Consider the following 26762-nt stretch of genomic DNA (forward strand, 5'->3'; position numbering starts at 1 on the left):
ACTGCATCGACCGGTCCTGCCGGAGAGGCCGTCACGCCTGACGATGTCGAGTGCGGCGGGAGGTCAGGCGCTGACGTAGACGGTGAGGACGTCGGCGACCAGGGCCGGCCGCTGTCCGCCCTCGATCTCCACCGTGACGCGGAGGGTGGCCCGCATCCCGGCTCGCACCTGCTCGCACGCCACGACGGCCGCGCTCGCCCGGAGCCGGGACCCCGCGGGCACCGGCGCGACGAAGCGCACCCGGTCGCTGCCGGCGTTGATCGCGGCCGACGCGCCGCCCACCTCGAGCAGCTCGGCGACGAACGCCGGGACGAGGGAGGCAGTGAGGTGGCCGTGGGCGATCGTGGTGCCGAAGGGGCCAGCGGCGGCGCGGTCGGGGTCGACGTGGATCCACTGTGAGTCTCCGGTCGCGGCCGCGAACGCCTCGATCCGGTCCTGGTCGACCGTCAGCCACTGCGTGACGCCGAGTTCTGTACCGATGGCGTCCATCAGCGCCGCCGGGGTGCTGAGGACGGTCGTCACGCCTTCGGCCCACCGGCGACGTACAGGACCTGCCCGGAGATGAAGCTGGCCTCCTCCGAGCAGAAGAAGGACGCCGCCGCGGCGATGTCGTCGGGCTGTCCCACTCGCCCGACCGGGATCTCCTTCGCCGCCCCCTCCAGGAACTGCTCGTACGGCACCTTCATCCGGTCCGCGGTCGCCCGGAGCATGTCGGTGGCGATGAAGCCGGGTGCGATGGCGTTGGCGGTGACGTTGTAGCGCCCGAGCTCCAGGGCCAGCGTCTTGGTCAGCCCCTGGAGGCCGGCCTTCACCGCGGCGTAGTTGGCCTGACCACGGTTGCCGAGTGCGGAGGTGCTGGAGAGGCTGACGATCCGACCCCACCCCGCCGCCACCTGGTGACGCTGCACCGCCCGGGTCATGAGGAAGGCGCCGCGCAGGTGGACCGCGACGACGGCGTCCCAGTCGTCGTCGGTCATCTTGAAGATGAGGTTGTCCCGCAGGATGCCGGCGTTGTTCACCAGGACCGTCGGCGCACCGAGCTCCTCGGTGACCTGCGCGACCGCCTGCTCGACCGCGTCGGCGACGGAGACGTCGGCCCCCACCCCGATCGCCCGGCCGCCGGCGGAGACGATGGCGGAGACCGTGTCGACGGTGCTCGCCCCGTCGAGGTCCAGGACGGCGACCGCGAGGCCGTCGCTCGCCAGCCGGCGGGCGATGGCGGCTCCGATGCCGCGTGCTGCTCCGGTCACGATCGCCACGCGCTGCTGTTCCATGAGGGCTTCCTTCCGGTGAGGGTCAGTCGAAGGACAGGAGCTGGCGGATGACCTGCCCCTGCGCGAGGGCGTCCATCGCCGCGTTGACGTCGGCGAGCGGGACGACGCGGGAGACCAGCTTCTCGATCGGCAACCGGCCCTGCCGCCACAGGTCGACGTACACGGGGATGTCCCGGGCCGGGACCGAAGAGCCGAGATAGCTGCCGATGACGGTGCGCGCCTCCGCAGTGAGGACCAGCGGGCTGATCTCCGCTCGGGCGCCGGGCGCGGGGAGTCCCACCGTCACCGTCCGCCCGCCGGGGGCCGTGGCGGCGAACGCCGTCTCGAAGGCCCGGGGGTGACCCGCGGCCTCGATCACGACGGGCGCCCGGACCGCCGAGGCGACCACCTGCTCGGGGGTCAGGACCTCGTCCGCGCCCAGCTGCAGGCCCTCGGCGAGCTTGGAGTCCAGGGCGTCGACGCCCACGACGTGGTGGCCGAGCGCCTTCGCGACGAGCACGGCCGCCATGCCGACGCCGCCGAGGCCGACGACCATCACCGTCTCCCCGGGCGCCGGGCGCCCGGCGTTGAGCACGGCGCCACCACCGGTCAGGACGGCGCAGCCCAGGAGTGCCGCCACGTCGGGCGGGACGTCGTGGTCCACCCGCACCACCGAGGCCTGGTTGACGACGGCGTGGGTGGCGAACGCGGACACCCCGAGGTGGTGGGCGATGTGCTCGCCACCCCGGGAGAGCCGCCGTCCGCCGTCGAGCAGTTCTCCCGCGGCATTCGCCGCCGAGCCCACCTCGCACGGCAGCCGCCCGTCGGTCGCGCAGCCCGCGCAGTGGCCGCAGCGGGGGAGGAAGGTCATCACCACGCGGTCGCCCACGCTGAGGGCCGAGACGCCGGGTCCCACCTCCTCGACGATCCCGGCGGCCTCGTGGCCGAGCAGCATCGGGGTCGGTCGGGGGCGCTTGCCGTCGACCACGGACAGGTCCGAGTGGCAGATGCCGGCCGTCTCGATGCGGACGAGCAGCTCCGCGTGACCCGGCGCGGCCAGGTCCAGCTCCTGCACGGTGAGCGGGCGGGAGGAGGCGAAGGGGGCCGGGCGGCCCGCCTCGTCGAGAACGGCACCGGTGATCTTCATCCTGGGCTCCTGGCTTCTCAGCGCAGCCGCTCGAGGACCATGGCCATGCCCTGGCCGCCCCCGACGCACATCGTCTCCAGGCCGAACTGCCCGTCGGTCTCCCGGAGGCCGTTCAGCAGCGTCGTCGTGATCCGGGCGCCGGTCATGCCGAACGGGTGGCCGAGGGCGATCGCACCCCCGTGGACGTTGAGCCGGTCGTGGTCGACGCCCATGTCGCGGGCGGCGGGGATGACCTGGGCGGCGAAGGCCTCGTTGAGCTCGACCAGGTCGATGTCGTCCATCGTCATGCCCGCGCGCTGCAGCGCGCTACGGGTCGCCTCCACGGGACCGAGGCCCATGATCTCCGGGGACAGGGCGCTCACCCCGGTGGACACGATGCGCGCGATCGGCTCGATGCCCAGCTCGGCCGCCTTGGTGTCGCTCATGACGACCAGCGCCGCGGCGCCGTCGTTGAGCGGGCAGGCGTTGCCGGCCGTGACGGTCCCGTCTGGGCGGAAGACCGGCTTGAGCGCGCCGAGCGACTCGACGGTGACGCCCGGTCGCGGGCCGTCGTCGCGGGCGACGACGGTCCCGTCGGGCAGGGTGACCGGGGTGATCTCGCGGGCGAAGAACCCCGTCTCGAGGGCGCGCTCGGCGCGGTTCTGGCTCAGTGCCGCGTACTCGTCCTGCTCCCGCCGGCTGATGCCGCGGAGCGTCGCGACGTTCTCCGAGGTTTGGCCCATGGCGATGTAGGGGTCGGGCAGCAGACCGTCCTCGCGGGGGTCGCGCCACGTCTCGGCGCCCTCGCCGGCGCGCCCGGCCGTCCGGGCCCGCGCCTCGTCGAAGCGCGGGTTGAGGTAGGCGTCCGGGTCGCCGGGCAGGAAGTCGCTCGAGCCGCGCGCGGACCGGCTCACCGACTCCACGCCGGCGGAGACGAAGACGTCGCCCTCCCCGGCCTTGATCGCGTGGAAGGCCATGCGGGTGGTCTGCACGCTCGAGGCGCAGTAGCGGGTGACGGTGGTGCCCGGCACGGTGTCGAGCCCGAGGGCGACGGCGACGATGCGCGCCATGTTCATGCCCTGCTCCCCGCCCGGCAGCCCGCAGCCGAGCAGGAGGTCCTCCACGTGCGAGGGGTCGAGCTCGGGCACCTGGGCGAGGGCAGCGCGGACGATGCCCGTGGCCAGGTCGTCGGGGCGCACGTCGCGCAGCGACCCCTTGAAGGCGCGCCCGATCGGCGTGCGGGCGGCGGCGACGATGACGGCTTCCGGCATGACTGCTCCTCTGCGGTCGGGTGTCCGGGAGTGCGGTGGACGCGTGCGGTGGGTCAGACGAAGGCGGCGTGCCCGGTGATGGCGCGCCCGACGATGAGGGAGTTCATCTCCCGGGTGCCCTCGTAGGAGTAGATGGCCTCGGCGTCGGCGAAGAACCGTGCGACGCCGTGCTCGAGGACGATGCCGTTGCCGCCGAGCACCTCGCGAGCCCATGCCACCGTCTCGCGCATCCGGGCTGTCGCGAACGCCTTCGCCAACGCGGAGTGCTCGTCGCGCTGCCGGCCCTGGTCGGAGAGCTGGGACACCCGGACGCACATCGCGATGCTGGCGGTGATGTTGCCGAGGCAGCGGGCCAGGTGGTCCTGCACCAGCTGGGTCGCCGCGATCGGCCGCCCGAACTGCTGCCGTTCCCCGGCGTAGCGGACCGCGGCCTCGTAGGCACCGATCGCGATCCCGACGGCCTGCCAGGCGACGTCGGCCCGGGTGAGTCGCAGCACGGTCGCCACGTCCCGGAAGGAGTTGATGCCCTGCAGGCGGCGCTCCTCGGGCACCAGCACGTCCTCGAGGACGATGTCGGCGTTCTGCACGCTGCGGAGGCTGATCTTGTCCTCGATCTTCGTTGCGGTGAAGCCGGGCGTGCCGGCCTCCACGAGGAAGCCCTTCACCTGGCCGTCGGCGACGTCCTTGGCGTAGACGACGGTGACGTCGGCGAAGGTGGCGTTGCCGATCCACCGCTTCGCACCGTCGAGCACCCAGCCGTCAGCGGTCTGCCGCGCGGTCGTCCGCAGTCCCCGCGCCGAGTCGGACCCGGAGAGGGGCTCGGTGAGGCCGAAGGCGCCGACGATCTCCCCGGTGCCCAGCCGGGGGAGCCACGCGGCGCGCTGCTCGGCCGAGCCACCCACGCCGATGGAGCCCATGGCCAGCCCACTCGTGACCCCGACGAAGGTGGCCACGCCGGCGTCGACCCGGGCCAGCTCCAGGGCCAGCCAGCCGCGGTACACGCCGCTGTTGGCGAAGGCGCGGGTCTCCTCCCACATCGGGCCGAACATGCCCAGCTCGCCCAGCGGCCGGGCGAGGTGGCGCGGGAACTCCGCACGCGCCCAGTAGTCGTCCGCGATCGGGCGGACCTCCGCCTCGAGGAAGGCCCGCAACGCCAGCACGGACTCGACCTCGCGGTCGGTCAGCAGGTCCTGGAAGGCGTAGAAGTCGCTGACGAGGAGGTCGGTCATGCTGGCTCCCGTTCGGTCCTGGGCAGGTCCTCCCACCCACGCGAGCCCCAATGTGCATCATCTGCCGAAACGTTGCAAGCGCGCCGGGAGGCCGTCTAGGGTGCCTGACGTGAGCGGGGTCTCGACGACGAGCGGGCCGCTCCGGCTGGGCAGCCGGGGCACGGCCCTGGTCCCCAGCGCGCTCTCGCGCCGGCTGGCGGCCGAACCCCCGCACGAGGCGCGGCGCGCGTTCCAGCTGGCCAGGAGCCGCTTCCTGGCCAGCGACCGGATCGACATGGGTCAGCTCGCGGTCGAGCTCGGCGTGGACCGGACGTCGCTGTTCCGCTGGGTCGGGAACCGCGACGCGCTGCTGTCGGAGGTGCTGTGGTCCCTCGCCGCCCCGACGCTCGACCACGCCGACGCCGAGACCACGGCGAGCGGCCCCGACCGGGTGGTCACGCTGCTGAGCAGCTTCGTGTCGCTGATGATCGACGCGCCGTACTTCCGGGAGTTCCTCCGCCGCGAGCCCTCCCGCGCGCTCCGCCTGCTCACGACGAAGGACAGCGCCATCCAGCGCCGGTACATCGCCGTCACCAGGTCGCTGCTGGAGGAGGAGGTGGCCGCCGGCCGCCTCGCCTCGCCCCTCCCGCTGGACGACCTCGCCTACGTGCTGGTCCGACTCTCGGAGTCCTTCACCTACGCCGACCTGATCACAGGGGAGGAGCCCAGCGGCGCCCGCGCCGCCGCCGCCTTCTCCTTCGTCCTCGGCCCGACCCGTACGGAGCAGCTGACATGACCGTTCCCCGGCCCCTCGAGCAGTACGGCTTCCGGCGCGTCTTCCCCACCCGCTGGAACGACAACGACCAGTACGGTCACGTCAACAACGTCGTCTACTACGCCGCGATGGACACCACCATCAACGCCTGGCTGCTCGGGGTCGCCGGGATGGACCCGCTGGACGGCGAGGTCCTCGGGCTGTGCGTCGCGTCCTCCTGCGAGTACCACCGGTCGATCGCCTACCCCGACGACATGGAGCTCGGGCTCGCTGCCGCCCGCGTGGGCCGCACCAGCGTCACGTGGTCGCTGGGCATCTTCGGTTCTGCCGACGGTGCGGCACTGGCCACCGGCAGCTTCACCCACGTCTTCGTCGACCGCGGGACCCGTCGTCCCGTCCCCGTTCCCGCTCCGCTCCGCGCCCTCGTCGAGGAGCAGCTGCTCCTCGATCCCGCTGTCCCTCCCGGCACCGCCGCCGGGAGTGAGAGGTGACCATGTCCACTCCCGCAGCACCTGCAGACCCCGCCCTCTCCGGACCTGGCCTGGGCACCCTGTCCGTGGCCGCGATGCTCGCGGAGAGCGCCCGCCGGACACCCGACCGCATCGCCCCTGTACTGCATGGGCGCGGCCATCTCCTACCGCGAGTTGTGGGACCAGACCCGCTCCTACGCCGGCGCACTGCGCGCCCGCGGCATCGGCCGCGGCGACCGGGTCGCGATGGCGGTGCCCAACGTCCCGGACTTCCCGCGGATCTACTTCGCGGTGCTGTCGCTCGGCGCCGTCGTCGTCCCCGTGCACCCGCTCTTCAAGGCCGAGGAGATCGAGTACGTGCTCCGGGACAGCGGCGCGGCGCTCGTCGTGGCGGCTGCCCCGCTCCTCGGCGAGGTCGGCCCGGCCGCCGCGCGCTCCGGCGTGCCCCTGCTCACCGTGCTCGTACCGGAGGGGATGGGCGCACAGGTCCCCTTCTTGCGGCTGGAGGACGAGGCGGCCGCCGCGGTGCCCATCGAGCGGTACGAGGGGACGGGTCCGCTGGACGCGGCGACCGTGCTCTACACCAGTGGCACGACGGGCACGCCCAAGGGCTCGGTCGCCTCCCACCTGGCCCTCGTCGAGCAGGTCAACGTCGCTCTCATCGACGCCATCGACATCCGCAGCGACGACGTGCTGTTCGGCGGTCTCCCGCTGTTCCACAGCTTCGGCCAGACCGCCGTCATGAACATCGCCTTCCGCAAGGGCGCGGCGGTCATCCTGCTGCCGCGCTTCGACGGCGCGGAGGTGCTGCGTCTCCTCGTCGAGCACGGGGCGACGGTCTTCACCGCCGTGCCCACGATGTACATCGGCCTGCTGCAGGCCGCGGCCCAGAGCACGCAGCGACCGGCGCTCCGCTTCGGGGTCTCCGGGGGTGCGGCCCTGCCCACTGCGGTCCTCGAGGCCTTCGAGGCCACGTTCGGTGCCTCCGTGCACGAGGGCTACGGCCTGACGGAGACCTCGCCGACCATCGCGTTCAACCCGACGCACGAGCCGATCCGCCCCGGGACGGTGGGGCGTCCCTACTGGGGCATCGACGTCGAGATCGCCGCCGCCGACGTGGAGGGCCGCATCGAACTGCTGCCCGCCGGCGAGCTCGGCGAGATCGTCGTGCGCGGCCACGCGCTGTTCAAGGGCTACCTGGGTCGGCCGGACGCGACGGCGGAGGCCGTCGTCGACGGCTGGTTCCGCACCGGGGACCTCGGCACCCGGTCCTCCGACGCCGTCATCACGATCGTCGACCGCAAGAAGGACATGATCGTGCGCAACGGCTACAACGTGTACCCGACGGAAGTGGAGCAGGTGCTCATGCGGCACCCGGGAGTCGCCAACGTCGCGGTGTTCGGCGTCGCCCACGCCGAGCACGGTCAGGAGGTCCACGCGGCGGTGGTGCCGGCCGACGCCTCGTCCTTCGACACCGACCAGCTGGTGGCCCATGCGCGGGAGCACCTGGCGGCCTACAAGTACCCCCGGGTCGTGCACGTCGTCGGCGAGCTGCCCCTCGGGCCGAGCGGCAAGGTGCTCAAGCGCGAGCTGGTGGCCCACTTCACCGACGCCCACGCCGACGCCGGCGCCGACACCGTCTGACGACGGTCTCTGGCCGGCTGGCCGCCCAGCACCCGAGCGCTGATCGCCCCAGCCTCAGGAGTCTCCGGTGGAGCAGCGCCGTCGACGGTGTGGCGCTGGCCGAGGCCGTCCCCGTCGGTGACGCGCAGGTCGATCTGGGACCTGCCGTCGGCTCGGCGGCGTGGTGTCGAGCCCTCACTGTCACCGCGCCGCTGGGCCGGCGTCGTCGGCGATGCGGTCGTGGTCGACGAAGGAGTCCGCGGGCCGGAGGTGGAGGTGGGCCCGGGACGGGTGGATCGTCGAGGTCCACCCCGGTCGGACGATCTGCACCTCGTGCGGCGAGGAGCCCGGGCACGCCGCCGCCGAGGGCCGCTGGTGCCTGCGGAGGTGCCGGAGCCGGGGCATCGGTGGACAGGACGCCACGAGGACATGGCCGCTGCACGATGGCAGCGGGTGTGCGACGCGGGCCAAGGTCTAGCTGGTGCGCTGTGTTCTCGATGTCGGACGGGGCAGGACGGCCAAGGCGGTGTCGGCGATGCCGGTGAGGGTCTGTGGGTCGACACCGGCCTTGCCCACCGCCTCCATGCCGCGCAGCACTGCCAGCAGCAGCGCTGCCAACTGCGCAGGGTCGGCGCCGTCGTCGATGTCGCCGTGCCGCTGGCACGCGTCGATCTCCATCTGGAGCAGTGCCATGAGCGCGCCCATCGTCTGGGCGGACCGGCCCGCGACGACCGGGTCCTGGTGGGCGAGTTCGGCGGCGCCCTTGGCCAGCAGACACCCGCGGCGATCGGTGTCCGCAGCAGTGTGGGCGGCCACGAACCGGACGTACGTCGACAACCGGGCGAAGGCCCCCTCGTCCGCGCCGCCGGTGAGTCTGAGTGCGGCCTGCTCGACGATCGCGGTGTTCCACTCGTCGAACACCCGGTGGAACAGGGCGCTCTTGTCGCCGAAGGCCCCGTAGAGGCTGCCCTTGCCCAGGCCGGTCACTTCGGCGATGTCGTCCATCCGCGTGCCGGCGTAACCGGTCGCCCAGAACCGGTCCCGGGCCAGCTCGAGGACCCGGCCCTCGTCGAAGCTGCGTGGTCGCGCCATGGCCTCAGACTAAGCCGTTGTTGACTCGTTCGTCCACATCTGCCTAGGATCTGGACGATCGGTTCCAGAACGAGCGGTCCGACGGCCGCCCGGAGAGCAGACCCAGTCCGACGCCATGGTGCGACGGACTCCACGACACGACCGTCGCCACCGACGGCGTGCGCGTTCCACTCGACCCACGAAGGCAGACCCACCATGAGCAGCATCAGCATCATCGGCCTGGGCACCATGGCCAGCACCCTGGCCGCCCGGGCACTTGCCGGCGGCCACACCGTCGAGGTCATCGGCCGCGACCGGGTCAAGGCCGAGGAACTGGCCGCCACACTCGGCGGTGGCGCCACGACCGGGACGTTCGGCGCCGCCCCGGTCGGTGACCTCGTCATCCTCGCCGTGCCCTACGCCGGCGCCGTGCCCGTCGTCGCCCAGTACGGGGAAGCGCTGGCCGGCAAGACCGTCATCGACATCTCCAACACCTCCAACGCCGCCGCCACCGCACTGGTCACTCCGGAGGGCAGTTCCGGCGCGCAGGAGATCGCCGCGGCCGCCCCGGCCAGCGCGCACGTCGTCAAGGCGTTCAACACCGTCTTCGGCCACGTACTGGCCCAGGGAGGCCCGCTGGACGTGCTGTTCGCCGGCGACGACGCACAGGCGAAGGCCAGTGTGTCGGCGTTCATCGAGAGCCTCGGGCTGCGCCCGCTGGACGCCGGCGGCCTGGAGGTGGCGCGCTGGCTGGAGGGAGCGGGCGTGCTGATGATCAGCCTGGCCAACCACGGCGTAGGGGGCTGGGACTTCTCGCTCGGCGTCGACCTCCGCGGCTGAGCGCACCCGCACGACCACTTCTCGCGCGACGTCACGTCAGTCGACCCGCAGCTCGAGAAGTCAGCGCTCCAACCCCTCTCTCAAGGAGTAGTCATGCACGTCTTCGTCACTGGCGGGACCGGCCATTCCGGTTCGTACATCATCCCCGAGCTGATCGCCGCCGGGCACGAGGTCACCGCACTGGCCCGGTCGGACACGGCCGCGGCGACGCTGTCCGCGAACGGTGCGAAGGTGCGCCGCGGCGACCTCGAGGACCTCGATGGGCTCATGGAGGCAGCCGCGGAGTCCGACGGCGTCATCCACGTCGCGCACCGGCAGGACCTGCTCCCGTTCGGCGGGATGGACGCCGTCGCCGCCGCGGAGCTCCCGATCATGCTCGCGTACGGCGAGGCGCTCGCGGGAACCCAGAAGCCGCTGGTCGTGGCGGGGAGCATCGGCTCCTCCGGGCAGCTCGGCCGCCCGGCCACCGAGGAGGACCCTGCCCTCCCCGTCGGCGACGAGCACAAGGGCACCCTGCAGGTCCGCAACGTCGTGGAGACCGCCGTCATCGACCTCGCCGGGCGGGGAGTGCGATCGTCGGTCGTCCGGATCGCCAACATCGCGCACAGCGCGACCGATCGGGCCGGCTTCCTCCCTTCGCTGATCGCGCTCGCGAAGGAGAAGGGCGTCGTCGGCTACCCCGGAGACGGCACGAACGTGTGGAACGCCGTGCACGTCCGCGATGTCGCTTCCGTGTTCCGCTTGGCGCTGGAGCAGGGGCCAGCCGGCAAGCACTGGCACGCGGTCGGGGACGAGGGCATCCCGCTGCGGGAGATCGCCGAGGCCATCGGCAGCCGGCTGGACCTGCCCGCGGTGAGCATCCCCATGGACGAGCTGATGCTGCCGGGCTACTTCGGGTTCCTCGCGAACATCGTCACGCAGAGCTACCCGGCGTCCAACCTCATCACCCGCCAGGCACTCGGCTGGGAACCCACCCGACCCGGCCTCTTCGCCGACATGGACAACGGCCACTACTTCCCCGTCGGCCCATGACCGTTGCCTCACGACCATCTGGAGGGGTTGAGGGCATGACGATCGTCGGGATCATCGGGAGCGGCCAGATCGGTACCACCATCGCGCGCCTCGCCATCGCGGCCGGGCACCAGGTCGTGCTCAGCAACTCCCGCGGCCCCGAGACGTTGGCGGACGCGGTCGCGGCACTCGGGCCGCGGGCGTCGGCGGCGTCGAGCGGGGAGGCCGCTACAGCCGGTGACATCGTCGTGGTCTCGGTACCCGTCAAGGCGTTCTCCGGCCTGCCCGCCGCAGCGCTGGCCGGGAAGACGGTCATCGACACGTGCAACTACGGCCCCGAGCGCGACGGGCACGTCCCCGAGCTCGACAGCAGGTCGCTCACCTCGAGCGAGCTGCTGCAGCGCGAGGTCCCTGATGCCGTCGTGGTCAAGGCCTTCAACACCATCTACTACGAGCACCTGCTGTCCCTCGCCCGCCCGGCGGGGGCGGCCGACCGCTCCTCCCTGCCGATCGCCGGGGACTCGGTGCAGGCGACGACCGCAGTGACCGAGTTCATCGAGTCCATCGGGTACCGCGTGGTGGACGCGGGACCGCTGGCCGACAGCTGGCGGCAGGAGACGGGCACCCCGGTCTGGGGCGCCCCCTACGGGCCGTACTCGAACGCGGCCGGCCGGCCGGCCGGCGGGGACGCCATCCGCGCGGCGCTCGCCACCGCCGCGAGGTGACCGCGGCCTCGCGCCGGCCGCGGCGAGGTCCGCCCTGACATCTGTGCAGGTCCCCCTCGGGCAGCGCACTCGATGCCCGCGACGTCGGACGGCCCGAGAACGGTCGGGTACCCGTCGTCCTCTGACGGGGACCGCTGACGCACGCCGGACGGCGTGGGCGTATCAGGGGCCGGCTCCTACGGCACTTGGGCTGCTCGCTGGGCCGGCGGGTGCTCGGCGACGCAGAAGAGGTTCCCCTCCGGATCGGCGAGGGTGGTCCACTGCACGTGCGGGAACTCGTCCAGGACGTCCCATCGGCAGGTGGCACCCAGGCCGATCAGGCGCTCGACCTCTGCCTGTCGGGTGCCCCAGGGAACGGTCAGATCGAGGTGGACCGCGTGGCGCTCCGGGCGGGGGCCCTCCTGGCGGCGGAAGAACATCGCGAACCCACCGGGCCCGGCGGGTGGCAGGTGGACCGTGTCACCGCCGGGTGAGGGCGTCGAGCCGGTGACGGAGGCCCAGAACGTGGCCAACGATGCTGGATCCCGGGCCTCCAGGTTGATCGCACCCAGGGTGACCGGATGGACCGTCACCGCGCGCCTGCCTCATGTCGGGACTCGTCGTAGGTCGCTGATCTGCCCTCGAGTGACCCGGTGCCCGCGAGCTGCGTCATCGGTCTCCCCCTGTGGACAGGCTCTCCGTGTGTCCGGCCTGGCTGGGAGCCGACTGCAGGGCGTTGTCGATGAGGACGGCGGCGATGGCGGCGGCGGTGGAGAAGGACTCGCTGTCCAGGACCCGGGTGCGGACCGAGGCGCCGTCGATGAGCAGCGCCAGTTGCTCGCCGAGTTGTTCGGGGTTCGTGGCGCCGGCCTCGCGGGCGGTGTCGGTGAGCCGCGCGGCGATGGCGGTCTTGTAGTCGCGTGCGTACCGAGACGCCGGGTGTCCGGGGTCGTGCAGTTCGACGGCCGCTGCGATGTAGGGGCACAGGGGCGTGGACGCCGGCATCTCGAAGGCGGCGAGGAGTCGTTCGCGCGGCGTGAGGTCGGTGCGGTCGAACACCCCGGGCATGACGTCGGGATCGAATCGACGCAGGTACTCGGTGACGAGTTCGTCCTTGCTGGAGAAGTGCTGGTAGGCCGTGCGCTTGGACACCTGGGCCACGGCGGAGAGCTGGTCCATGCCGGTGCGGTTGATGCCCTGGTCGCGGAACAGCTGCTGTGACGCGCTGAGGATGCGCTCGCGTGCGCCCCGGCCGCGGCGCTGGCCCAGCGGGCCCCTCTCCAACTCCGTCATGGCACCAGCGTAGACCGCCTGGTACTGGTCGGTCTACATAGCTGGCGGCCCGGTCGGTCGGTGGGCCATGCGGGACAGGCCCCCGCAGCTCTTGGTACGAATCGGTGTACATAGCTTGCGTTCGGCTCGCTCGCCGGTTACGTTACTTACACAGCCCGGTGTACTTAAGGCCGAGCTGTCTCGGAGAACCGTGAACCAGGGGAGTGATCGTGGGAAAGCTCGATGGCAAGGTCGCGGTGATAACGGGCGCATCCACCGGCATGGCACTGGCCGGCGCGAAGCTGTTCGTCGACGAGGGCGCGCACGTCTTCATCCAGGCCCGGCGGCAGGAGGCACTGGACGACGCTGTGGAGGAGATCGGCCGCAACGTCACCGCAGTCCAGGGTGACGCGTCCGACCTGGGCGACCTGGATCGCCTGTACGACACCGTCGAGCGGGAGAAGGGCTCGATCGACGTTCTGTGGGCCAGCGCCGGGATGGGCGAACCCGCCGTCCTCGGCGAGATCACGGAGGAGCAGTTCGAGCGCGCCTTCTCGCTCAACGCGCGCGGCACGCTGTTCACCGTGCAGAAGGCACTGCCGCTGATGAACGACAACGGCTCGATCATCATGACCGGGTCGAACGCCTCCCTCGGCGCGTTCCCCGGCTGGAGCCTCTACGCGGGGAGCAAGGCCGTCCAGCAGGCCTGGGCCCGCGTCTGGCTCAACGAGCTGCGCGACCGCAACATCCGGGTCAACGTCCTGACCCCAGGACAGGTCGCCACCGCCAAGCAGGCGGAGCTGTTCGACGAGGCGACCAGGGTCGCATTCGAGTCCCTCATCCCCCGCGGGGCGATGGGCCGCCCCGAGGAGATCGCCACCGTCGCCCTCTTCCTCGCCTCCGACGACTCCAGCTACGTCAACGGTCTGGAACTGGTCGCCGACGGCGGCACGACCGCCCTCTGAGCCACACACCGACAGAACCGCGGCACACCCCGCAGCCGACCGGTCCACACGACGACGGTGCCGGGAGAGGCGCGGCAGTCGGCCCAGGACGTCACGGCCAGCGCCCTGCGTCCGCTCCGGCACCAACGAGACAGCGCGACATCCCGAGCACAGGAAGAGAGCACACCTGATGAGCAGCATCACCTTCATCGGTACGGGGAACATGGCCCGCACCATCGGCGAGCGCGCAGTGGCCGGCGGCAACACCGTCGAGGTCATGGGACGCGACCAGTCCAAGGCCGACGACCTGGCCGAGGCCCTGGGCGGCGGCGCGACGGCGGGCACGTGGGGCGCCGTCCCGGCCGGGGACATCGTCATCACGGCGCTGCTGTACGCCAGCGTCGTCCCGGTCGTCGTCGAGTACGGCGACGCCCTCGCGGGCAAGGTCATCGTCGACATCAGCAACCCCTTCAACGCCACGTTCGACGGACTGGCGCACGACGAGGAGACCTCGATTGCCCAGGAGGTCGCCGAGGTGGCCCCGGCCGGCGCCAGCGTCGTGAAGGCGTTCAACACCGTCTTCCGCAACGTCCTGGAGAAGGGCCGGCCCGACGTCTTCTTCGCCGGCGACGATGCGCAGGCCAAGGCGGCCGTGGCGACGTTCGTCGAGAGCCTGGGGCTGCGCCCGCTGGACGTCGGCGGCCTGAAGATGGCGCACTGGCTGGAAGGGGTCGGCGTGGTCACGGTGGGCCTGGCTGGCAACGGGGTCGGCCACTGGGACTTCGCCCTCGGCGTCGACGAGTTCACCGGCTGAGCCCCCGGGGCCGAGCAGTCGGTGGACAGGGCGCTGCCTGCTCGGCGATGCGTGGTGGGCGGTCGTGGTCGGTCGTAGCCTCACCTGGTGGACCCACGCTTCGACCGTGACGCCCACCTCCGGTCGGTGCTGATCGGTGGCCGGGAGCAGGTGACGATCGTCGTCCAGGAGTACGACCCGGAGTGGCCTGCACGGTTCTCGGCGCTGCGTACCCGGCTGCACGACGCCCTGGCCACGCAGGCCCTCGACATCGAGCACATCGGCAGCACCGCGGTCCCGGGACTGGACGCCAAGCCGATCGTCGACGTGCTCGTGACCGTCGCCGACGTGGAAGACGAGCCGGCCTACGCACCCGCGCTGGAAGCGGCCGGGTTCTCCCAGCGCGTACGGGAATCGGGCCACCGCATGTTCCGCACACCCGAGCGCGATGTCCACGTCCACGTCTACCAGCCCGGGGCCGCGGCGGTGACCGACTACCTCGACCTCCGCGACTGGCTCCGTCAGTCGGCGCATGACCGGGACCTGTACGCCACGACGAAGCGTGCGCTGGCGGCCCGGCAATGGGCCGACATGAACGACTACGCCGACGCGAAGTCCGACGTCATCACGACGATCCTGACCAGAGCCCGGGTCTGGCGGTCCACGTAGGACGTCGGAGGCTGCGAAGGCGCACGCCACGATCCTCGGCGAGCTCGCCGGTACTGTGCAGCCGTCCGCACCTCGGTCGACTGCGCGGCCCGTCGACGCGAGTCCAGCGGCCGGCTCATCACCGCCGCAACTGGTGCTGCATCCGGCGTTCTGGCCGCCGCGTGTCACCTGGTGCCGTGCGCCCGAACGCTCGGGTGTCGGTCAGTCCGTCAACGCCGGCGGTCAGGGCTGTCCGGCGTGAGGCGGCTCGGGGCGATGTCCCCGGTCGTCGATGCGGTGTCAGTGGGTGAGTGTCAGCTTGAGGACCACGGCCACCGCAGCCACCACCGCGGCCAGGACCCCGACCGTCCAGGCCCGGCGCAGTGGGACGTCGGCCCGCAGCCGGCGGTAGACGACACCGGTGCCGGCGATCCGGCCCAGCAGGACCACCGCGGACAGTGACTGCCCCCACGGTCCGGAGAGCCAGCCCAGGGCCGTGGCAGCCAGCAACACCGCCGGGGTGACGCCGGAGCTGAGGATCGGGACGGCGTCCCGCAGGGCCACTCGTGCCGCGGTCCTGCCGTCCTCGCCGCCGAAGAGCGCGCCGATCGAGTGGGCCAGCACGTGCGCGACGAAGGTCGACACGACGGTGCCGACGACCAGCACCACGGCCGTGCCGGACCCCACGGCGGACGGCGAGGCGCCGACGACGGCAGCGAGCACGAGGACGTTGCCGTAGACGTAGGCGGCGACCCGGCTCTCCGCCCGATCGACCGCCACGTCGTCGCGGTGCTGCGTCAGCGTCGTCAGGGTCGTGCGCACAGCTCGGGAGGTCACCGCGCCAGTCTGCCGCCGAGCCCGGACGGGGTCCGGTGGCGAGTGCCCCGTGCGCCCGAGGTGGACGTCCTGTTCGTCTGTCCGACTCGCGATCGACCGCGAGGTGGACGGGTCACGACCCCGGCAGTCGCGACACGCACGAGGTCGTCGCGGCATGGAGCCGCGGTCGAGCTCCAGTCAGCCGCGTGGTCCCGGCCGGGTGCTCGCGCAACCGGCTGGAGGCAACGGTCAGCTGGTCGGGCGACGGCACCGCCGGCGAGCGCACCTAGGCTGGCAGACGTGAGCGCGCGGGCGGAGCTGGTCGAGCAGGGGCTCCCGCACGTCGGCCTCACCGGCGTCGGGCTCGCGAGCGTCGAGGCAGCCCCGGAGCCGACGGCCCACCCCAGCCACCTGGCGGTCCTCGCCCTGCTGCTCGAGCGCGGGCCCGAACGCAGGGGGACCCTGCGGACGGCGTGCGTTCCTCCGAGCAGTCGGTCGACGGCGTCCGAACGCTGCGTGCGCACGGTTCTCGAACGACTGACGACGTGGACGTAGGGAGCGGGCCCGGTGAGGCGACAGGGGACTCGATCCCCGCGCTGGAGACCGAGATGGCCGATCTGTGGCGGCGCAGCCGGGCGCGCGTGCGGGTGCTGGCCCGCCAGGTGCACCCACAGCTCGACCCGGCGGCCTATCCGCTGGTGGTGCTGCTGGCGACTCGTGGCCCGCTGCGGTTGACCGATCTCGGCGCGGCGCTGGAGCTGGACAAGTCCACGGTCAGTCGGCAGGTCGACTCCGTCGTCCGGCTGGGGCTGGCCGAGCGGTCGCCGGACCCCACCGACGCGCGGGCCCGTCTGATCGGGCTCACGACGGACGGACGTGCTCGAGCTGGGCAGCTGCAGGAGGAGCAGTTGGTCCACTGGCGGGCGTCCCTGGCGACCTGGCCGGAGGACGACGTCCGCCAACTCACCGCCCTCCTGCACCGACTGGGGCAGACCGGACTCACCTGACACGCGCGGTAGTTGATGGTTGCAACCTAAGCTCCCTCGCTGCATACTTGCTTGCAGATATCAACCAAGCAGGGGTGTGGACGATGGACGCGTTGGCCGGTGCTGCCCTGCTCGACGAGTTGGCGGCGATCGTCAGGTCCGGGCGGGCGATGGCGCCTGCGTTCGACGATGCCAGTCACGTCTCGTCGACGGTCGCGTCAGTCCTCGGTCTGCTCGAGGCAGCCGACGGGCTGCGTCTCGGTGCGCTCGCCCGAGCGCTGGGCGTCGACGCCTCGGTGGCCAGCCGGCACGTCGCCGCCGCCACCGAGCTCGGTCTGGTCCAACGCCGTCCTGACCCGGCCGACGGCCGCGCCTGCCAGCTGTCGGTGACCGACGCCGGCCGCGCCGTGCTCGCCGAGCGTCGCGCTGCCCGACTGCGCTGGCTCTCCGGCGTCCTGGCCGACTGGGGGGACGCCGAGGTCGACGACCTGCTGGCGGCCGTGCGCCGGCTGCGCCGGGACGTCGTCTCCGCATCCGGGTCGGCCGTCTCGCCGGTCCGCCGGCCGGTCCCCGTGCCGGCTGTCGCTGCTCTCTGACCCACCCACCGGCAGTGCCGCCGGCCCCGTCCGTACCCGTGGCACCGTCCGGTGCCCGGGCTGCTCCCTGCCCGCGAGGAGACCCATGAGCACCACCCCGCCCGACACCGGCGTTGCGGAAGCACCGGGTGCAGAGGCGACCGGCCGGATGACCCATCGGCAGACGCTGGAGGCGCTCTCCGGGCTGTTGCTGGGCATGTTCGTCGCGTTCCTGTCCTCCACGATCGTCAGCAACGCGCTCCCGACGATCATCGCCGACCTGCACGGCTCCCAGGACCAGTACACGTGGGTGGTCACCGCGACACTGCTGGCCAGCACGGCCACCACGCCCATCTGGGGCAAGTTCGCCGACCTGTTCAGCAAGAAGCTCCTCGTGCAGATCTCGCTGACCATCTTCACGCTGGGGTCGATCGCCGCCGGCTTCTCCTCCAGCGTCGGCATGCTCATCGGGTTCCGGGCCGTGCAGGGCGTCGGCCTGGGTGGTCTGCAGTCGCTGGTGATCATCGCGATCGCGGCGATGATCAGCCCGCGGGAGCGGGGCCGCTACGCCGGCCCCATCGCGGCGGTCATGTCGGTGGCCACCGTTGCGGGTCCGCTGATCGGCGGGGTCATCGTGGACACCAGCTGGCTGGGCTGGCGGTGGTGTTTCTTCGTCGGCGCCCCGCTGGCCGTCATCGCCCTGTTCCTCATCCAGCGCACGCTGAACATCCCGCTGGTGAAGCGGAAGGTGAGCATCGACTACCTCGGCGCCGCCCTGCTCGCCGGTGGCGTGTGCGTCCTGCTGATCTGGGTCACCCTGGCCGGGAACGACTTCGCCTGGGGGTCGTCGACGTCGATCACGCTGGTCGCCATCGGCGTCGTCCTGCTGGCGCTCATGGTCTTCGTCGAGACCCGGGTCGCGGAGCCGATCATCCCGCTGCGGCTGTTCCGGGACCGCACCACCGCGCTGGTGATCGTGGCCAGCATCGCCGTCGGCGTCGCGCTCTTCGGTGGCGCGGTGTTCCTCGGCCAGTACTTCCAGATCGCCCGCGGCTACTCGCCCACCGCGGCCGGCCTGCTCTCGCTGCCCATGATCATCGGCTCGATGGTCTCGGCGACGGTCTCCGGCCAGCTGATCAGCAAGACCGGCAAGTGGAAGAACGTCATCGTCACCGGCGCGGTGCTGATGGTCCTGGGCTTCGGGCTGCTGGCGACCATCGACCACGAGACGGACATGGTGCTGATCGGCGCCTACCTCGCCCTGCTCGGGCTGGGCCTGGGCATGACCATGCAGAACCTGGTGCTCGCGGTGCAGAACACGGTCGCCCCCGGCGACCTGGGGACGGCCAGTTCGACGGTCACGTTCTTCCGGTCCCTCGGTGGCACCGTGGGTGTGTCGGTGCTCGGTGCCGTGCTCGCCACCCAGGTGAGCAACCTGACGGTGAGCGGTCTGGCCGCCGCCGGCGTCGACAGCGGTGGGAGCGCGTCCGGCGCCGGCATCGGCCAGCTCAACGAGCTGCCGCCGGCGATCGCCGGCATCGTCCGCGCCGCGTACGGCGACGGAACGGCTCGGGTCTTCCTCATCTCCGCCGTGCTGGCCGTGATCTCGCTGATCACCATCCTGTTCATCCGGGAGGTGCCGCTGCGCTCCCAGAGCGGTGAGGAGATGCGGCTGGACGCCGAGCAGGCGGCCCGGGCCGCCGGTGGTGGGGGCGCGGGCCCCGTCGACAGCCCGGCCGTCGACCACCGAGACGGGTCACGACCGCAGGCTGTCGCGGGCACCGTGCCCGCCGGGGAGCGGCGCAGGGACTGACCAGCCGTCGCTCTCAGCACCACCACGACGACCGCCGCGGCACACCCGAGTCGCGGCGGTCAGCCGTGGCACGTCTGGACGGGTGCGTTCCACGCCTTCGACCTGTTCGCCCCTCAGGCGGGTCTCCCGCTCGGTCGACACCCAGGACCAGCCCGCCCCTGCGGCGCGGGTCGGTCCGAGATGTCGGCCTGCCGGGCGGCGGGCCGGCTGGGCTGGTGCACGCCGACGAGACGGCAGCTGAGCTGGTCCTCGGGGCCGGGTGTGGTGCGGACCGCCCGGCCGGGGCTGGGTCGAGACGCCGAGTCGGTGTTCCGCGGGCGGACGCTCGCGCTGCGATGGCGCCTCGTCCACCGGTCCGCAGTCACGGGACGTGCCTCGGCGTCCAGCAGTCGGTACAGCGACGTGGCCACGGCGGCGTGTCACGGCGGCCCGGCGAGGCCGCCCCTCACACCGTCGCCCTCGTCGTCAACAGGACGCATGTCACCCCCAAGACGTCCTATACGTACTCGATGTTGGCTAGCCTCCTCGCACAGCAGCTCGGTGGGTGGTCGGCGAAGGCGGACCGACGATCCGGGCTGCGCCGCTCACCACACGATGGAGGCCCCGTGATCCCGCCATTCGCCCGCCTGGCCCCTGGAGTCCGACAGTGGTGAGCGCCCAGGCCGAAGCCCCCATCTCAGCGAGGAGCAGTCTCGTGGACGTCCGGAACGCCGTGCTCGATGACGCAGGACTGACGAACGCCCAGGTACGGGCCTTCGTCCACGGCTGGGCCGAGGTCACGGGGGCCGCGCGGATCGAGGTGGTCAACGCCTCCGACGACGCCCGGCTGCTGCGTGAGGCGGTGGACGCCGGCGAGCTCCTCCCCGCAGGCGAAGGCCGGTACTACTCGCGCAGCCATGCCAAGGACACCGCCCGCTCCGAGGAGCGCACCGTCGTCGCCACCGACGACCCCGCGGACGCCGGGACGTACAACAACTGGCGTCCGGCGTCGGAGATGCGGCCCCTGCTCGAGGAGCGGATGCGCGGTGCCTCGGCGGGCAAGACCATGTACGTCGTCCCCTACCTGATGGCGCCGCCCGGCTCACCGCTGGAGGCGTACGCGGCGGGGGTCGAGCTCACCGACAGCCGCACCGTCGTCCTGCACATGATCCGGATGGCCCGGGTCGGCGTCGCGCACATCAACGACCTGGCCGCCCCGAACACCTTCGTCCGCGCCGTGCACGTCACCGGCGACCTGGACACGCTGGGTCAGGGGACGCCGGACGACCAGCGCTACTTCGTCACGTTCGCCAGGGAGCGGACCATCCTGCACTACGGGTCCTCCTACGGCGGGAACGCGCTGCTGGGCAAGATCGCCCACGGCCTGCGCCAGGCGACCTTCGACGGGTGGGCGTCGGGGGAGTTCCTGGCCGAGCAGTTCCTGCTGCTGGGCATCACCGACAAGCAGACCGGCCGCAAGTACCACGTGTGTGGCGGCATGCCGAGCGCATCGGGCAAGACCAACCTGGCCATGACGCTGGCCCCCGACGCGCTCGGCGACCGCTACCACGTCGACTTCTACGGTGACGACATCGCCTGGCTGCGGGTCGACCCGGCGGACGGCCGCGTGTACGCGATCAACCCCGAGTTCGGTGTCTTCGGCGTCGCCAAGGACACCAACGAGCTCACCAACCCGACGGCGGTCGCGGCGATCGCGCCGGGCACCGGCACCATCTTCACCAACGTCGCCTACAACGCCGACGCGGCCGACGTCTGGTGGGAGGGCCGGACGCCGGAGCCGCCGGCCGACGTCACCGGCTGGCGGGACTGGAAGGGCGAGCTGATCTCCGAGCGACCCGACGGAGAGCGGAACGCGCCCTGGGCGCACCCGAACAGCCGGTTCACCACGACGCTGGAGCACGTGCCGAACATCGCCGCCGACTTCGACGTCCCCCGGGGTGTGCCGATCGACGCGATCATCTTCGGGGGACGCACGCGGGACCGGGAACCGCTGGTCCGCGCGATCACCGACCTCGCCGAGGGCGTCTACGACGGCCTGACGTTGGGTGCCGAGGCGACCTTCGCCGCCGAGGGCACCGAGGGCGTGCTGCGGTACGACCCCATGTCGATGCGCCCGTTCATGGCCTTCCCGGAGGGCGCCTACGCGGCGCACTGGCTGAAGGTCATCGGCGCGGCCACCGACCAGCCGATCTTCGCCCACGTCAACTGGTTCCAGCGCGACCCCGACGACGGCCACTTCCTGTGGCCGGGGTACCGGGACAACCTGCGTGCGCTGCTCTGGCTGGTCCAACTGCGCAACGGAGAGGTGTCCGGCACGCCCACGCCGGTGGGCATCGTCCCGACCGCGGACGAGCTGGACCTCACCGGGATGGACCTCCGGCCCGGCGACCTCGACCGGCTCCTGACCATCGACGTCCCGCGTTGGCGGCAGGAGATGGCCCACCGCGCGGAGCACCTCGAGCAGTTCCGGGACGTGCCGGAGGCGATCTGGGAGGCGCACCGCCGGGTGGCGGCCGCACTGGACGCCCCCCAGACCTGACCGGTTGGTCGGAGCCCAGACGACTGGGGTCTGCGGTGCACCACAGGGGAACCGCCCGTCCCGATGGCCGGAGGATCGTCCGTGTCGACTGAGCTGGGGCTGAACGACCTGCACCACGGCTGGTCGCGCGTCCGCGCGATCGACGACGGCGGCGTGCCGCCCGCCCGCCCGGGCGAGCACGTCGCCGTCGGCCGTGCCGGTGCCGCGTCGGACGCGGCCCTGCGCTCCGTGCTGGACCGAGCGTGAGCGGCGAGCTGTTCGACGAGGAGCGGTCGGCCGAGGTGGTCGCCGCCAGCTTCGCGGGGACGCCGGACCCGCGACTGCGGCAGGTGATGACGTCGCTGGTCCAGCACCTGCACGCCTTCGTCAAGGACGTCGAGCTGACCGAGGAGGAGTGGGGCGTCGCGATCGACTTCCTGACCCGGACCGGGCAGCTGAGCGACGAGGTGCGGCAGGAGTTCATCCTGCTCTCCGACGTGCTCGGGGTCTCCATGCTGGTCGAGACGATCAACCACCGGACCGGTGGCACCTCCACCGAGTCGACCGTGCTGGGCCCCTTCCACATGGTCGAGTCCCCGGTGCGGGACCTGGGTGCGGACATCGCGCTGGACGGCAAGGGCACGCCCTGCCTGGTGTCGGGCCGGGTGACCGGTCCGGACGGCGAGCCGCTGCCCGGCGCGGCGGTCGACGTCTGGCAGACCAACGAGGACGGCTTCTACGACGTCCAGCAGCCCGGCGTCCAGCCGGCGGGGAACCTGCGCGGGATGTTCACCGCCGACGAGCAGGGCCGGTTCTGGTTCCGGTCGGTGGTGCCGCGCTGGTACCCGATCCCCGACGACGGTCCGGTCGGTCAGCTGCTCGCCGCGACCGGGCGGCACCCCAACCGCCCCGCGCACCTGCACTTCATCGTCGCCGCGCCCGGCCACCGGCCGGTCACCACGCACGTCTTCGTCGCCGACAGCCCCTACCTGGACTCCGACGCCGTCTTCGGGGTGAAGGAGAGCCTCGTGCGACCGGTGCACGAGGTCGACGACCCGGCGCGCGCCGCGGAGGTCGGCCTGCCCAACCCCTTCTGCACGCTCACGTTCGACCTGTCGCTCCTGCGCGCCGGGCAGGAGCCGCCGGCGACGAATCCGGGCGGCCGCTCCCGGTGACCGCCTGGTGGTCGCCATCGGAGCGCGGGTCCGGCGGATGAGGACTCCGGGACAGGTGCACGGCTCACCGTCCGTCGTCACCGCCGGGGCACGATCACTCGCGCAGGTCTGCAGGTCGCCGGCGAGCTCAGCGGGGAGTCCCCGCACCCGGTGTCCGTGCGGACCCACACCCTCCCCGTGAGCTCGGCACGCTCGACCGGTACGGCAGTGCATCGACCGGCCGGGACGGTGGTGGTGAGGGGGCCGGAACACGCGTGGGCCAGGATGACCACTCGTGGTCGGGGCACGACCCGGCGAGGGAGGGAGGGCGATGGACCTCCCAGCGAGCCGCGCCCGGCGCGCCGACCCGCCAGGGCAGCGCGGCACCGCCACGGTCGATGGGCTGACCTTCCCGCTGGTCGTCGCGCACCGGGGCGGCGCGAACCTGTTCCCGGAGAACACGATGGCCGCCTACGAGGGCGCCGCCGGACTGGGCTGTCAGGCCATCGAGGCGGGGGACCTGCAGCTGACGGCGGACGGCGTCCTGGTCGCGATGCACGACGCCACCGTCGACCGCACGACGGACGGGCGCGGGAACGTCGGCGACCTCACCCTGGCCGACGTCCGCACGCTGACGGTGGACGCGTCGACGTGGTTCGGCGGCCACTGGACCGACCAGCCGGTGCCCACCTTCGCCGAGGTCCTGGACCGGCTCGGCGGCACCGTCGTCCTGGTCCCGGAGTCCAAGAGCGTGGGCGCGGCGACCACCCTCGCGATCATCGACGCGGTGGTCGAGCGCGGCCTGGAGGCGAGCACGATCATCCAGTCGTTCCGGCTCGACGAGGTCGCGCTCGTCTCCGCAGCGGGCATCGCCCCGCTGTACCTGATGGACAGCGGGGCCGAGGCGAGTCCGGCGGCCATCGTCGCTGCGGGTGCGCGGTTCGTCGGCCTGTACAAGGAGGCGGCCGCCCTCGGCTCCGTCGTCGGGTCGCTGCAGGCGGTCGGGCTCCGCGTGCTCGCCTGGACCGTCGACACACAGGTGGACCACGACCGCGTCATGGCGGCCGGCTGCGACGGCATCCTCACCAACGAACCGCTCTACGCGGCTCGGGACCCCGCGTACCGCCGACGGCAGGCACCGTGGCCGGTCGAGGGCACGTACGGCCACGGCATGCTGGTCTACCCGGGGGTCGGTCCACTCGTCGCCGACCCGGCGCTCCCGGGAGGGCGGGGCCCGCTCATCGGCGTGCCCGGTGCCTGGCGGTGGGTGCTGGAGCCCACCCCGTGTCTGGCGGGTCCGGTGTGCCCGGTCGCCGACGCGTTCGGTGAGTACGTGGTGACCGTGCAGCTCGTGTACGACCGGCCGCCCTCGGCCGACCTCACGCGCTGGGGCGGCGTCTACTTCGCCGCGACCACGGACGAGTGCCCCGACGACGTCGACACCTCCACCGGTCACCTCGTCACCCTGCGCTGGAACGGCGAGCTGGACGTGTTCGGACAGCCGGCTCGAGGTGCCGGCATGAGGGAGCTGGGCAGCACCTCGACGTCCGCGATCGTCACCCCGGTCCTGGCGGCGGCGCTCCCGGCCGGGGTCGTCGTCGACCACCTCGTGGTGCAGGGCCTGCCGGGGGCCGTGCGGGCGGGACACCAGTTCCTGCTGCCGACCGGGCAGGTCGCCACGCTCACCGCCGCCGCGGAGGTCGGCGCGAGAGCCCTGTCGGTGGAGGCGCTGGTCCCGTCGGCGGCCGTCGCCCGGGGCACGACCCTCGCCCAGCAGGTGACGATCACCATCGCCAAGACGCCGACCGGGTTCACCGTGAGCCGCACCGACGACCACGTCTCCGCCCGCTATCGGGACTCGACGTGGTCGGGTGGGTACCTCTTCCTGCGCAACTGCCGGGACGACGTCGCAGCGATCTCCTGCGCGTCCCTGACGATCACATGACGAGGAGCTGACCGTGGGCCGCAACGTCGTCCTCCGCGATCACATGGGCGATCCCGCCGGGTACGCGATCACCTACGACGAGGACCGCCGGTTCGTGGTCATGCGCCTGCACGACGGCGCACTCGTCGGTCGGTTCGACACCCGCGTGGCGGCCATCGCGGCGGCCGAGGCGGACCGCGCGCTCCCGCCGGGGTGAACCGGCCGGCGCCGGGGGACCGCCGGCGGAGGGCCGTCGGTGGGAGAGCTCAGCGGCTCCGGGCCGGTGGGTCCAGCCGGACGGCGATGAGCGCGACGTCGTCCTCGGCCCGGGCGGGCAGCACCCTGGCCAGCAGCCCGTCGGCGAGCTCGGCCGTCGGCAGGCCGAGCAGGGCCGGCAGCTCGGTGCGCAACCGCTCGATGCCGACGTCGAACTCCTGGTCGCGGCGTTCCACCAGGCCGTCGGTGTAGAGCAGCACGGTCGAGCCCCGGGGGAGGGTGACCTCGTGGTCGTGGCGGACCGCGTCCACGAGCACCCCCAGCAGGAGGTCCGCCGGCGTCCGCGCCAGCACCTCGGTCGTGCCGTCGGGGTGGACCACCACGGGCGGCGGGTGGCCCGCGTTGGACCAGCGCAGCCGGGTGACGCCCTGCTCGAGCTCCGCGGGTGTCTGCTCCAGCCGGGCCACCACCACCGTCGCCACGGTCCTGAGGTCCAGCCCGTCCACCGCCTGGTCGAGTCGGGTGAGGACGGCGGCCGGGGTGTCGGCGCTGCCGTAGCTGATCCCGCGGAGCAGGCCACGCAGGTGCCCCATGGCGGCGGAGGCCGCGGTGTCGTGCCCGACGACGTCGCCGATCACCAGGGCGGTCGCCCCGTCGGGCTGGCTGAAGACGTCGTACCAGTCGCCACCGACCTGGGCGTCCTGCGCGGCTGGGACGTAGCGGACGGCGACCTCCAGGTGGTCGGGCGCGGGTGGCTCGGACAGCAGGCTGCGCTGCAGGGTCAGCGCGGCGTGGGCCACCCGGCGGGACCGCGCGTACAGGGCCTCGAGCAGGTTGGCGCGCAGGTCACCGGCCTCGGCCAGTTGGGCCGGTGACCACGGCTCGGACCGGTCGCGCTGGGTCTCCCGCCACCGGTCGAAGGACCTGCGGGGGGACAGCCGGACGGTGTCGCCGTCCCGTTCGGCGATGGCCTTGTTGTGCGGGTCGCCGCCCCAGTCGACCGTGTGGGCCTGCTCGGCGCGGGTCCAGATCACGTACTGGCCGTCGGGCAGCGGCAGGGCCAGCACGCCGCAGACCTGGTCGGCCGGCACACCGAGCAGCGGGGCGGCCAGGGGCAGCCGGTCGGTGGACACGACGTCGTCGTGCTGCCCACCCGCCCACCCGGCGAGGGCGGCGGTGACCCCGGCGGGCAGCGGGACGCCCGCGCTGCCGGTGTGACCCTGCAGGTGCACCACGACCGAGTCGGCCGGGACGACGTCGAGGAGCCCCGGGCTGCCCAGCAGCGTCTCGGCCAGGGGGCGTTCCTCGTCGAGCGCCGCGGCGGTGAGCCAGGTCAGCGCGGAGTGCACCCGCAGGGCCCGGCGGTCCTCCTCGTCTTCGGCCTGGTCGACCAGCCGCAGCGACAGGGTGGAGCCCAGGAACTCCGCGGCCGTCCGGGTGGCGTAGGGCGGGGCGTGCGGACCGGCGTGGTGGTGGCAGGCGATGAGCCCCCACAGCCGGCCGTCGCGCAGCAGCGAGATCGACATCGACGCCCGCACGCCCATGTTCTGCAGGTACTCGCAGTGGATCGGGGAGACGCTGCGCAGCGTGGACCAGGTGAGGTCCAGCGGCTGCCCGGTCGCGGGCAGCAGCAGCGGCTCCAGCGGGGCCGGGGTGTAGTCGACGTCGGAGATCAGCCGGATCCAGTTCTTCTCGTACAGCGCCCGGGCCTGCGCGGGGATGTCCGAGGCGGGGTAGTGCAGCCCGAGGAA

27 protein-coding genes are annotated in these 26762 nt (G+C 72.5%); 17 read left to right on the plus strand and 10 right to left on the minus strand.

Annotated features, from left to right (window positions below; all coding sequences use genetic code 11):
* Positions 1–63 precede the first annotated feature (63 nt).
* The 5 genes from GCU67_RS13955 to GCU67_RS13975 are packed head-to-tail and all read right to left on the minus strand — an operon-like array spanning position 64 to position 4879.
* Complete coding sequence (locus GCU67_RS13955; protein WP_338105009.1) at positions 64–522, minus strand: MaoC family dehydratase; 459 nt, start codon at positions 520–522, stop codon at positions 64–66.
* Positions 519–1274 carry an SDR family oxidoreductase gene (locus GCU67_RS13960; RefSeq protein ID WP_163611825.1) on the minus strand — a complete coding sequence of 252 codons (756 nt, stop codon included), beginning with the start codon at positions 1272–1274 and terminating at the stop codon, positions 519–521. Before GCU67_RS13960 ends, GCU67_RS13955 begins: the two co-directional genes overlap by 4 nt.
* Positions 1275–1296: 22 nt before the next feature.
* Positions 1297–2400 carry a zinc-binding dehydrogenase gene (locus GCU67_RS13965; RefSeq protein ID WP_163611826.1) on the minus strand — a complete coding sequence of 368 codons (1104 nt, stop codon included), beginning with the start codon at positions 2398–2400 and terminating at the stop codon, positions 1297–1299.
* Between the two features lie 17 nt (positions 2401–2417).
* Positions 2418–3650, minus strand: a complete 1233-nt coding sequence (locus GCU67_RS13970) for an acetyl-CoA C-acetyltransferase (RefSeq protein WP_163611827.1) — start codon at positions 3648–3650, stop codon at positions 2418–2420.
* A 53-nt stretch (positions 3651–3703) separates the two neighbouring features.
* Positions 3704–4879: an acyl-CoA dehydrogenase family protein gene (locus GCU67_RS13975; RefSeq protein WP_163611828.1), complete on the minus strand. Its 1176-nt coding sequence runs from the start codon at positions 4877–4879 to the stop codon at positions 3704–3706.
* Between the two features lie 109 nt (positions 4880–4988).
* Between GCU67_RS13975 and GCU67_RS22490 the strand changes: the two genes are divergently transcribed.
* Genes GCU67_RS22490 through GCU67_RS13990 form a run of 3 tightly spaced genes read left to right on the plus strand, consistent with a single transcriptional unit; the run spans position 4989 to position 7747 of the window.
* Positions 4989–5654, plus strand: a complete 666-nt coding sequence (locus GCU67_RS22490) for a QsdR family transcriptional regulator (protein ID WP_338105010.1) — start codon at positions 4989–4991, stop codon at positions 5652–5654.
* Positions 5651–6124, plus strand: coding sequence for an acyl-CoA thioesterase (locus GCU67_RS13985; RefSeq protein ID WP_163611830.1), 474 nt, complete (start codon positions 5651–5653; stop codon positions 6122–6124). Before GCU67_RS22490 ends, GCU67_RS13985 begins: the two co-directional genes overlap by 4 nt.
* 45 nt (positions 6125–6169) lie before the next feature.
* Positions 6170–7747, plus strand: a complete 1578-nt coding sequence (locus GCU67_RS13990) for an AMP-binding protein (RefSeq protein WP_276508557.1) — start codon at positions 6170–6172, stop codon at positions 7745–7747.
* A 453-nt stretch (positions 7748–8200) separates the two neighbouring features.
* Here the strand turns inward: GCU67_RS13990 and GCU67_RS13995 are convergent, their stop codons facing one another.
* Entirely contained in the window at positions 8201–8818 is a 618-nt protein-coding gene (locus GCU67_RS13995; RefSeq protein ID WP_163611831.1) for a TetR/AcrR family transcriptional regulator, read from the minus strand.
* Positions 8819–9013: 195 nt separating this feature from the next.
* Here GCU67_RS13995 and GCU67_RS14000 point away from each other — a divergent pair, with 195 nt between their 5' ends.
* The 3 genes from GCU67_RS14000 to GCU67_RS14010 all read left to right on the plus strand — a co-directional run bounded on the left by GCU67_RS14000 (position 9014) and on the right by GCU67_RS14010 (position 11373).
* Positions 9014–9637 carry an NADPH-dependent F420 reductase gene (locus GCU67_RS14000; RefSeq protein ID WP_163611832.1) on the plus strand — a complete coding sequence of 208 codons (624 nt, stop codon included), beginning with the start codon at positions 9014–9016 and terminating at the stop codon, positions 9635–9637.
* Positions 9638–9730: 93 nt separating this feature from the next.
* Positions 9731–10669, plus strand: coding sequence for an SDR family oxidoreductase (locus GCU67_RS14005; RefSeq protein ID WP_163611833.1), 939 nt, complete (start codon positions 9731–9733; stop codon positions 10667–10669).
* A 35-nt stretch (positions 10670–10704) separates the two neighbouring features.
* Positions 10705–11373, plus strand: coding sequence for an NADPH-dependent F420 reductase (locus GCU67_RS14010; protein WP_163611834.1), 669 nt, complete (start codon positions 10705–10707; stop codon positions 11371–11373).
* Positions 11374–11549: 176 nt separating this feature from the next.
* Here the strand turns inward: GCU67_RS14010 and GCU67_RS14015 are convergent, their stop codons facing one another.
* Entirely contained in the window at positions 11550–11945 is a 396-nt protein-coding gene (locus tag GCU67_RS14015; protein WP_163611835.1) for a VOC family protein, read from the minus strand.
* Positions 11946–12021: 76 nt separating this feature from the next.
* Positions 12022–12645, minus strand: a complete 624-nt coding sequence (locus GCU67_RS14020; protein WP_163611836.1) for a TetR/AcrR family transcriptional regulator — start codon at positions 12643–12645, stop codon at positions 12022–12024.
* A 209-nt stretch (positions 12646–12854) separates the two neighbouring features.
* Here GCU67_RS14020 and GCU67_RS14025 point away from each other — a divergent pair, with 209 nt between their 5' ends.
* The 3 genes from GCU67_RS14025 to GCU67_RS14035 all read left to right on the plus strand — a co-directional run bounded on the left by GCU67_RS14025 (position 12855) and on the right by GCU67_RS14035 (position 15030).
* Positions 12855–13589, plus strand: coding sequence for an SDR family oxidoreductase (locus GCU67_RS14025; protein WP_163611837.1), 735 nt, complete (start codon positions 12855–12857; stop codon positions 13587–13589).
* A gap of 169 nt (positions 13590–13758) precedes the next feature.
* A complete protein-coding gene (locus tag GCU67_RS14030; RefSeq protein ID WP_163611838.1) occupies positions 13759–14382 on the plus strand; it encodes an NADPH-dependent F420 reductase in 624 nt (207 codons plus the stop codon).
* 87 nt (positions 14383–14469) lie between these two features.
* Entirely contained in the window at positions 14470–15030 is a 561-nt protein-coding gene (locus tag GCU67_RS14035; protein ID WP_338105011.1) for a GrpB family protein, read from the plus strand.
* Between the two features lie 279 nt (positions 15031–15309).
* Here the strand turns inward: GCU67_RS14035 and GCU67_RS14040 are convergent, their stop codons facing one another.
* Positions 15310–15846 carry a hypothetical protein gene (locus GCU67_RS14040; protein WP_163611839.1) on the minus strand — a complete coding sequence of 179 codons (537 nt, stop codon included), beginning with the start codon at positions 15844–15846 and terminating at the stop codon, positions 15310–15312.
* Positions 15847–16370: 524 nt separating this feature from the next.
* Here GCU67_RS14040 and GCU67_RS14045 point away from each other — a divergent pair.
* From GCU67_RS14045 to GCU67_RS14080, 8 genes are all read left to right on the plus strand, one after another.
* On the plus strand, positions 16371–16832 hold the full coding sequence (locus GCU67_RS14045) for a MarR family winged helix-turn-helix transcriptional regulator (RefSeq protein WP_338105012.1): 462 nt from the start codon (positions 16371–16373) through the stop codon (positions 16830–16832).
* Positions 16833–16915: 83 nt separating this feature from the next.
* Positions 16916–17407: a MarR family winged helix-turn-helix transcriptional regulator gene (locus GCU67_RS14050; protein ID WP_211661393.1), complete on the plus strand. Its 492-nt coding sequence runs from the start codon at positions 16916–16918 to the stop codon at positions 17405–17407.
* An 85-nt stretch (positions 17408–17492) separates the two neighbouring features.
* Positions 17493–19199 (plus strand): MDR family MFS transporter, encoded by a 1707-nt coding sequence (locus GCU67_RS14055; protein WP_246215121.1) that lies wholly within the window; start codon positions 17493–17495, stop codon positions 19197–19199.
* Positions 19200–19893: 694 nt separating this feature from the next.
* Entirely contained in the window at positions 19894–21738 is a 1845-nt protein-coding gene (locus GCU67_RS14060) for a phosphoenolpyruvate carboxykinase (GTP) (protein WP_338105014.1), read from the plus strand.
* Positions 21739–21819: 81 nt separating this feature from the next.
* Positions 21820–21984 (plus strand): hypothetical protein, encoded by a 165-nt coding sequence (locus tag GCU67_RS14065; protein WP_163611840.1) that lies wholly within the window; start codon positions 21820–21822, stop codon positions 21982–21984.
* On the plus strand, positions 21981–22892 hold the full coding sequence (locus tag GCU67_RS14070) for an intradiol ring-cleavage dioxygenase (RefSeq protein WP_338105015.1): 912 nt from the start codon (positions 21981–21983) through the stop codon (positions 22890–22892). The genes GCU67_RS14065 and GCU67_RS14070 overlap by 4 nt, the downstream gene beginning before the upstream one ends.
* A gap of 310 nt (positions 22893–23202) precedes the next feature.
* The gene (locus GCU67_RS14075; protein WP_163611841.1) at positions 23203–24816 is read left to right on the plus strand and encodes a glycerophosphodiester phosphodiesterase; all 1614 of its coding nucleotides are present in this window, start codon (positions 23203–23205) and stop codon (positions 24814–24816) included.
* A 13-nt stretch (positions 24817–24829) separates the two neighbouring features.
* Complete coding sequence (locus GCU67_RS14080; RefSeq protein WP_163611842.1) at positions 24830–25012, plus strand: hypothetical protein; 183 nt, start codon at positions 24830–24832, stop codon at positions 25010–25012.
* 49 nt (positions 25013–25061) lie between these two features.
* Here GCU67_RS14080 and GCU67_RS14085 read toward each other — a convergent pair.
* Positions 25062–26762 (minus strand): SpoIIE family protein phosphatase (locus GCU67_RS14085; protein WP_163611843.1); only part of this gene is annotated, 1701 nt, incomplete at its 5' end.

This window comes from Modestobacter muralis, assembly GCF_010682105.1.
GTDB classification, from domain to species: Bacteria; Actinomycetota; Actinomycetes; order Mycobacteriales; family Geodermatophilaceae; genus Modestobacter; species Modestobacter muralis.

What these genes read in the sequence shown, in the direction of transcription:
- GCU67_RS14000 (WP_163611832.1), top strand. Translation starts at nt 9,014, where the DNA reads ATGAGCAGCATCAGCATCATCGGCCTGGGCACCATGGCCAGCACCCTG.
- GCU67_RS14010 (WP_163611834.1), top strand. Translation starts at nt 10,705, where the DNA reads ATGACGATCGTCGGGATCATCGGGAGCGGCCAGATCGGTACCACCATC.
- GCU67_RS14050 (WP_211661393.1), top strand. Translation starts at nt 16,916, where the DNA reads ATGGACGCGTTGGCCGGTGCTGCCCTGCTCGACGAGTTGGCGGCGATC.
- GCU67_RS13985 (WP_163611830.1), top strand. Translation starts at nt 5,651, where the DNA reads ATGACCGTTCCCCGGCCCCTCGAGCAGTACGGCTTCCGGCGCGTCTTC.
- GCU67_RS13975 (WP_163611828.1), bottom strand. Translation starts at nt 4,879, where the DNA reads ATGACCGACCTCCTCGTCAGCGACTTCTACGCCTTCCAGGACCTGCTG.
- GCU67_RS14020 (WP_163611836.1), bottom strand. Translation starts at nt 12,645, where the DNA reads ATGACGGAGTTGGAGAGGGGCCCGCTGGGCCAGCGCCGCGGCCGGGGC.
- GCU67_RS13960 (WP_163611825.1), bottom strand. Translation starts at nt 1,274, where the DNA reads ATGGAACAGCAGCGCGTGGCGATCGTGACCGGAGCAGCACGCGGCATC.
- GCU67_RS14030 (WP_163611838.1), top strand. Translation starts at nt 13,759, where the DNA reads ATGAGCAGCATCACCTTCATCGGTACGGGGAACATGGCCCGCACCATC.
- GCU67_RS14005 (WP_163611833.1), top strand. Translation starts at nt 9,731, where the DNA reads ATGCACGTCTTCGTCACTGGCGGGACCGGCCATTCCGGTTCGTACATC.
- GCU67_RS13970 (WP_163611827.1), bottom strand. Translation starts at nt 3,650, where the DNA reads ATGCCGGAAGCCGTCATCGTCGCCGCCGCCCGCACGCCGATCGGGCGC.
- GCU67_RS13995 (WP_163611831.1), bottom strand. Translation starts at nt 8,818, where the DNA reads ATGGCGCGACCACGCAGCTTCGACGAGGGCCGGGTCCTCGAGCTGGCC.
- GCU67_RS13965 (WP_163611826.1), bottom strand. Translation starts at nt 2,400, where the DNA reads ATGAAGATCACCGGTGCCGTTCTCGACGAGGCGGGCCGCCCGGCCCCC.
- GCU67_RS14075 (WP_163611841.1), top strand. Translation starts at nt 23,203, where the DNA reads ATGGACCTCCCAGCGAGCCGCGCCCGGCGCGCCGACCCGCCAGGGCAG.
- GCU67_RS14055 (WP_246215121.1), top strand. Translation starts at nt 17,493, where the DNA reads ATGAGCACCACCCCGCCCGACACCGGCGTTGCGGAAGCACCGGGTGCA.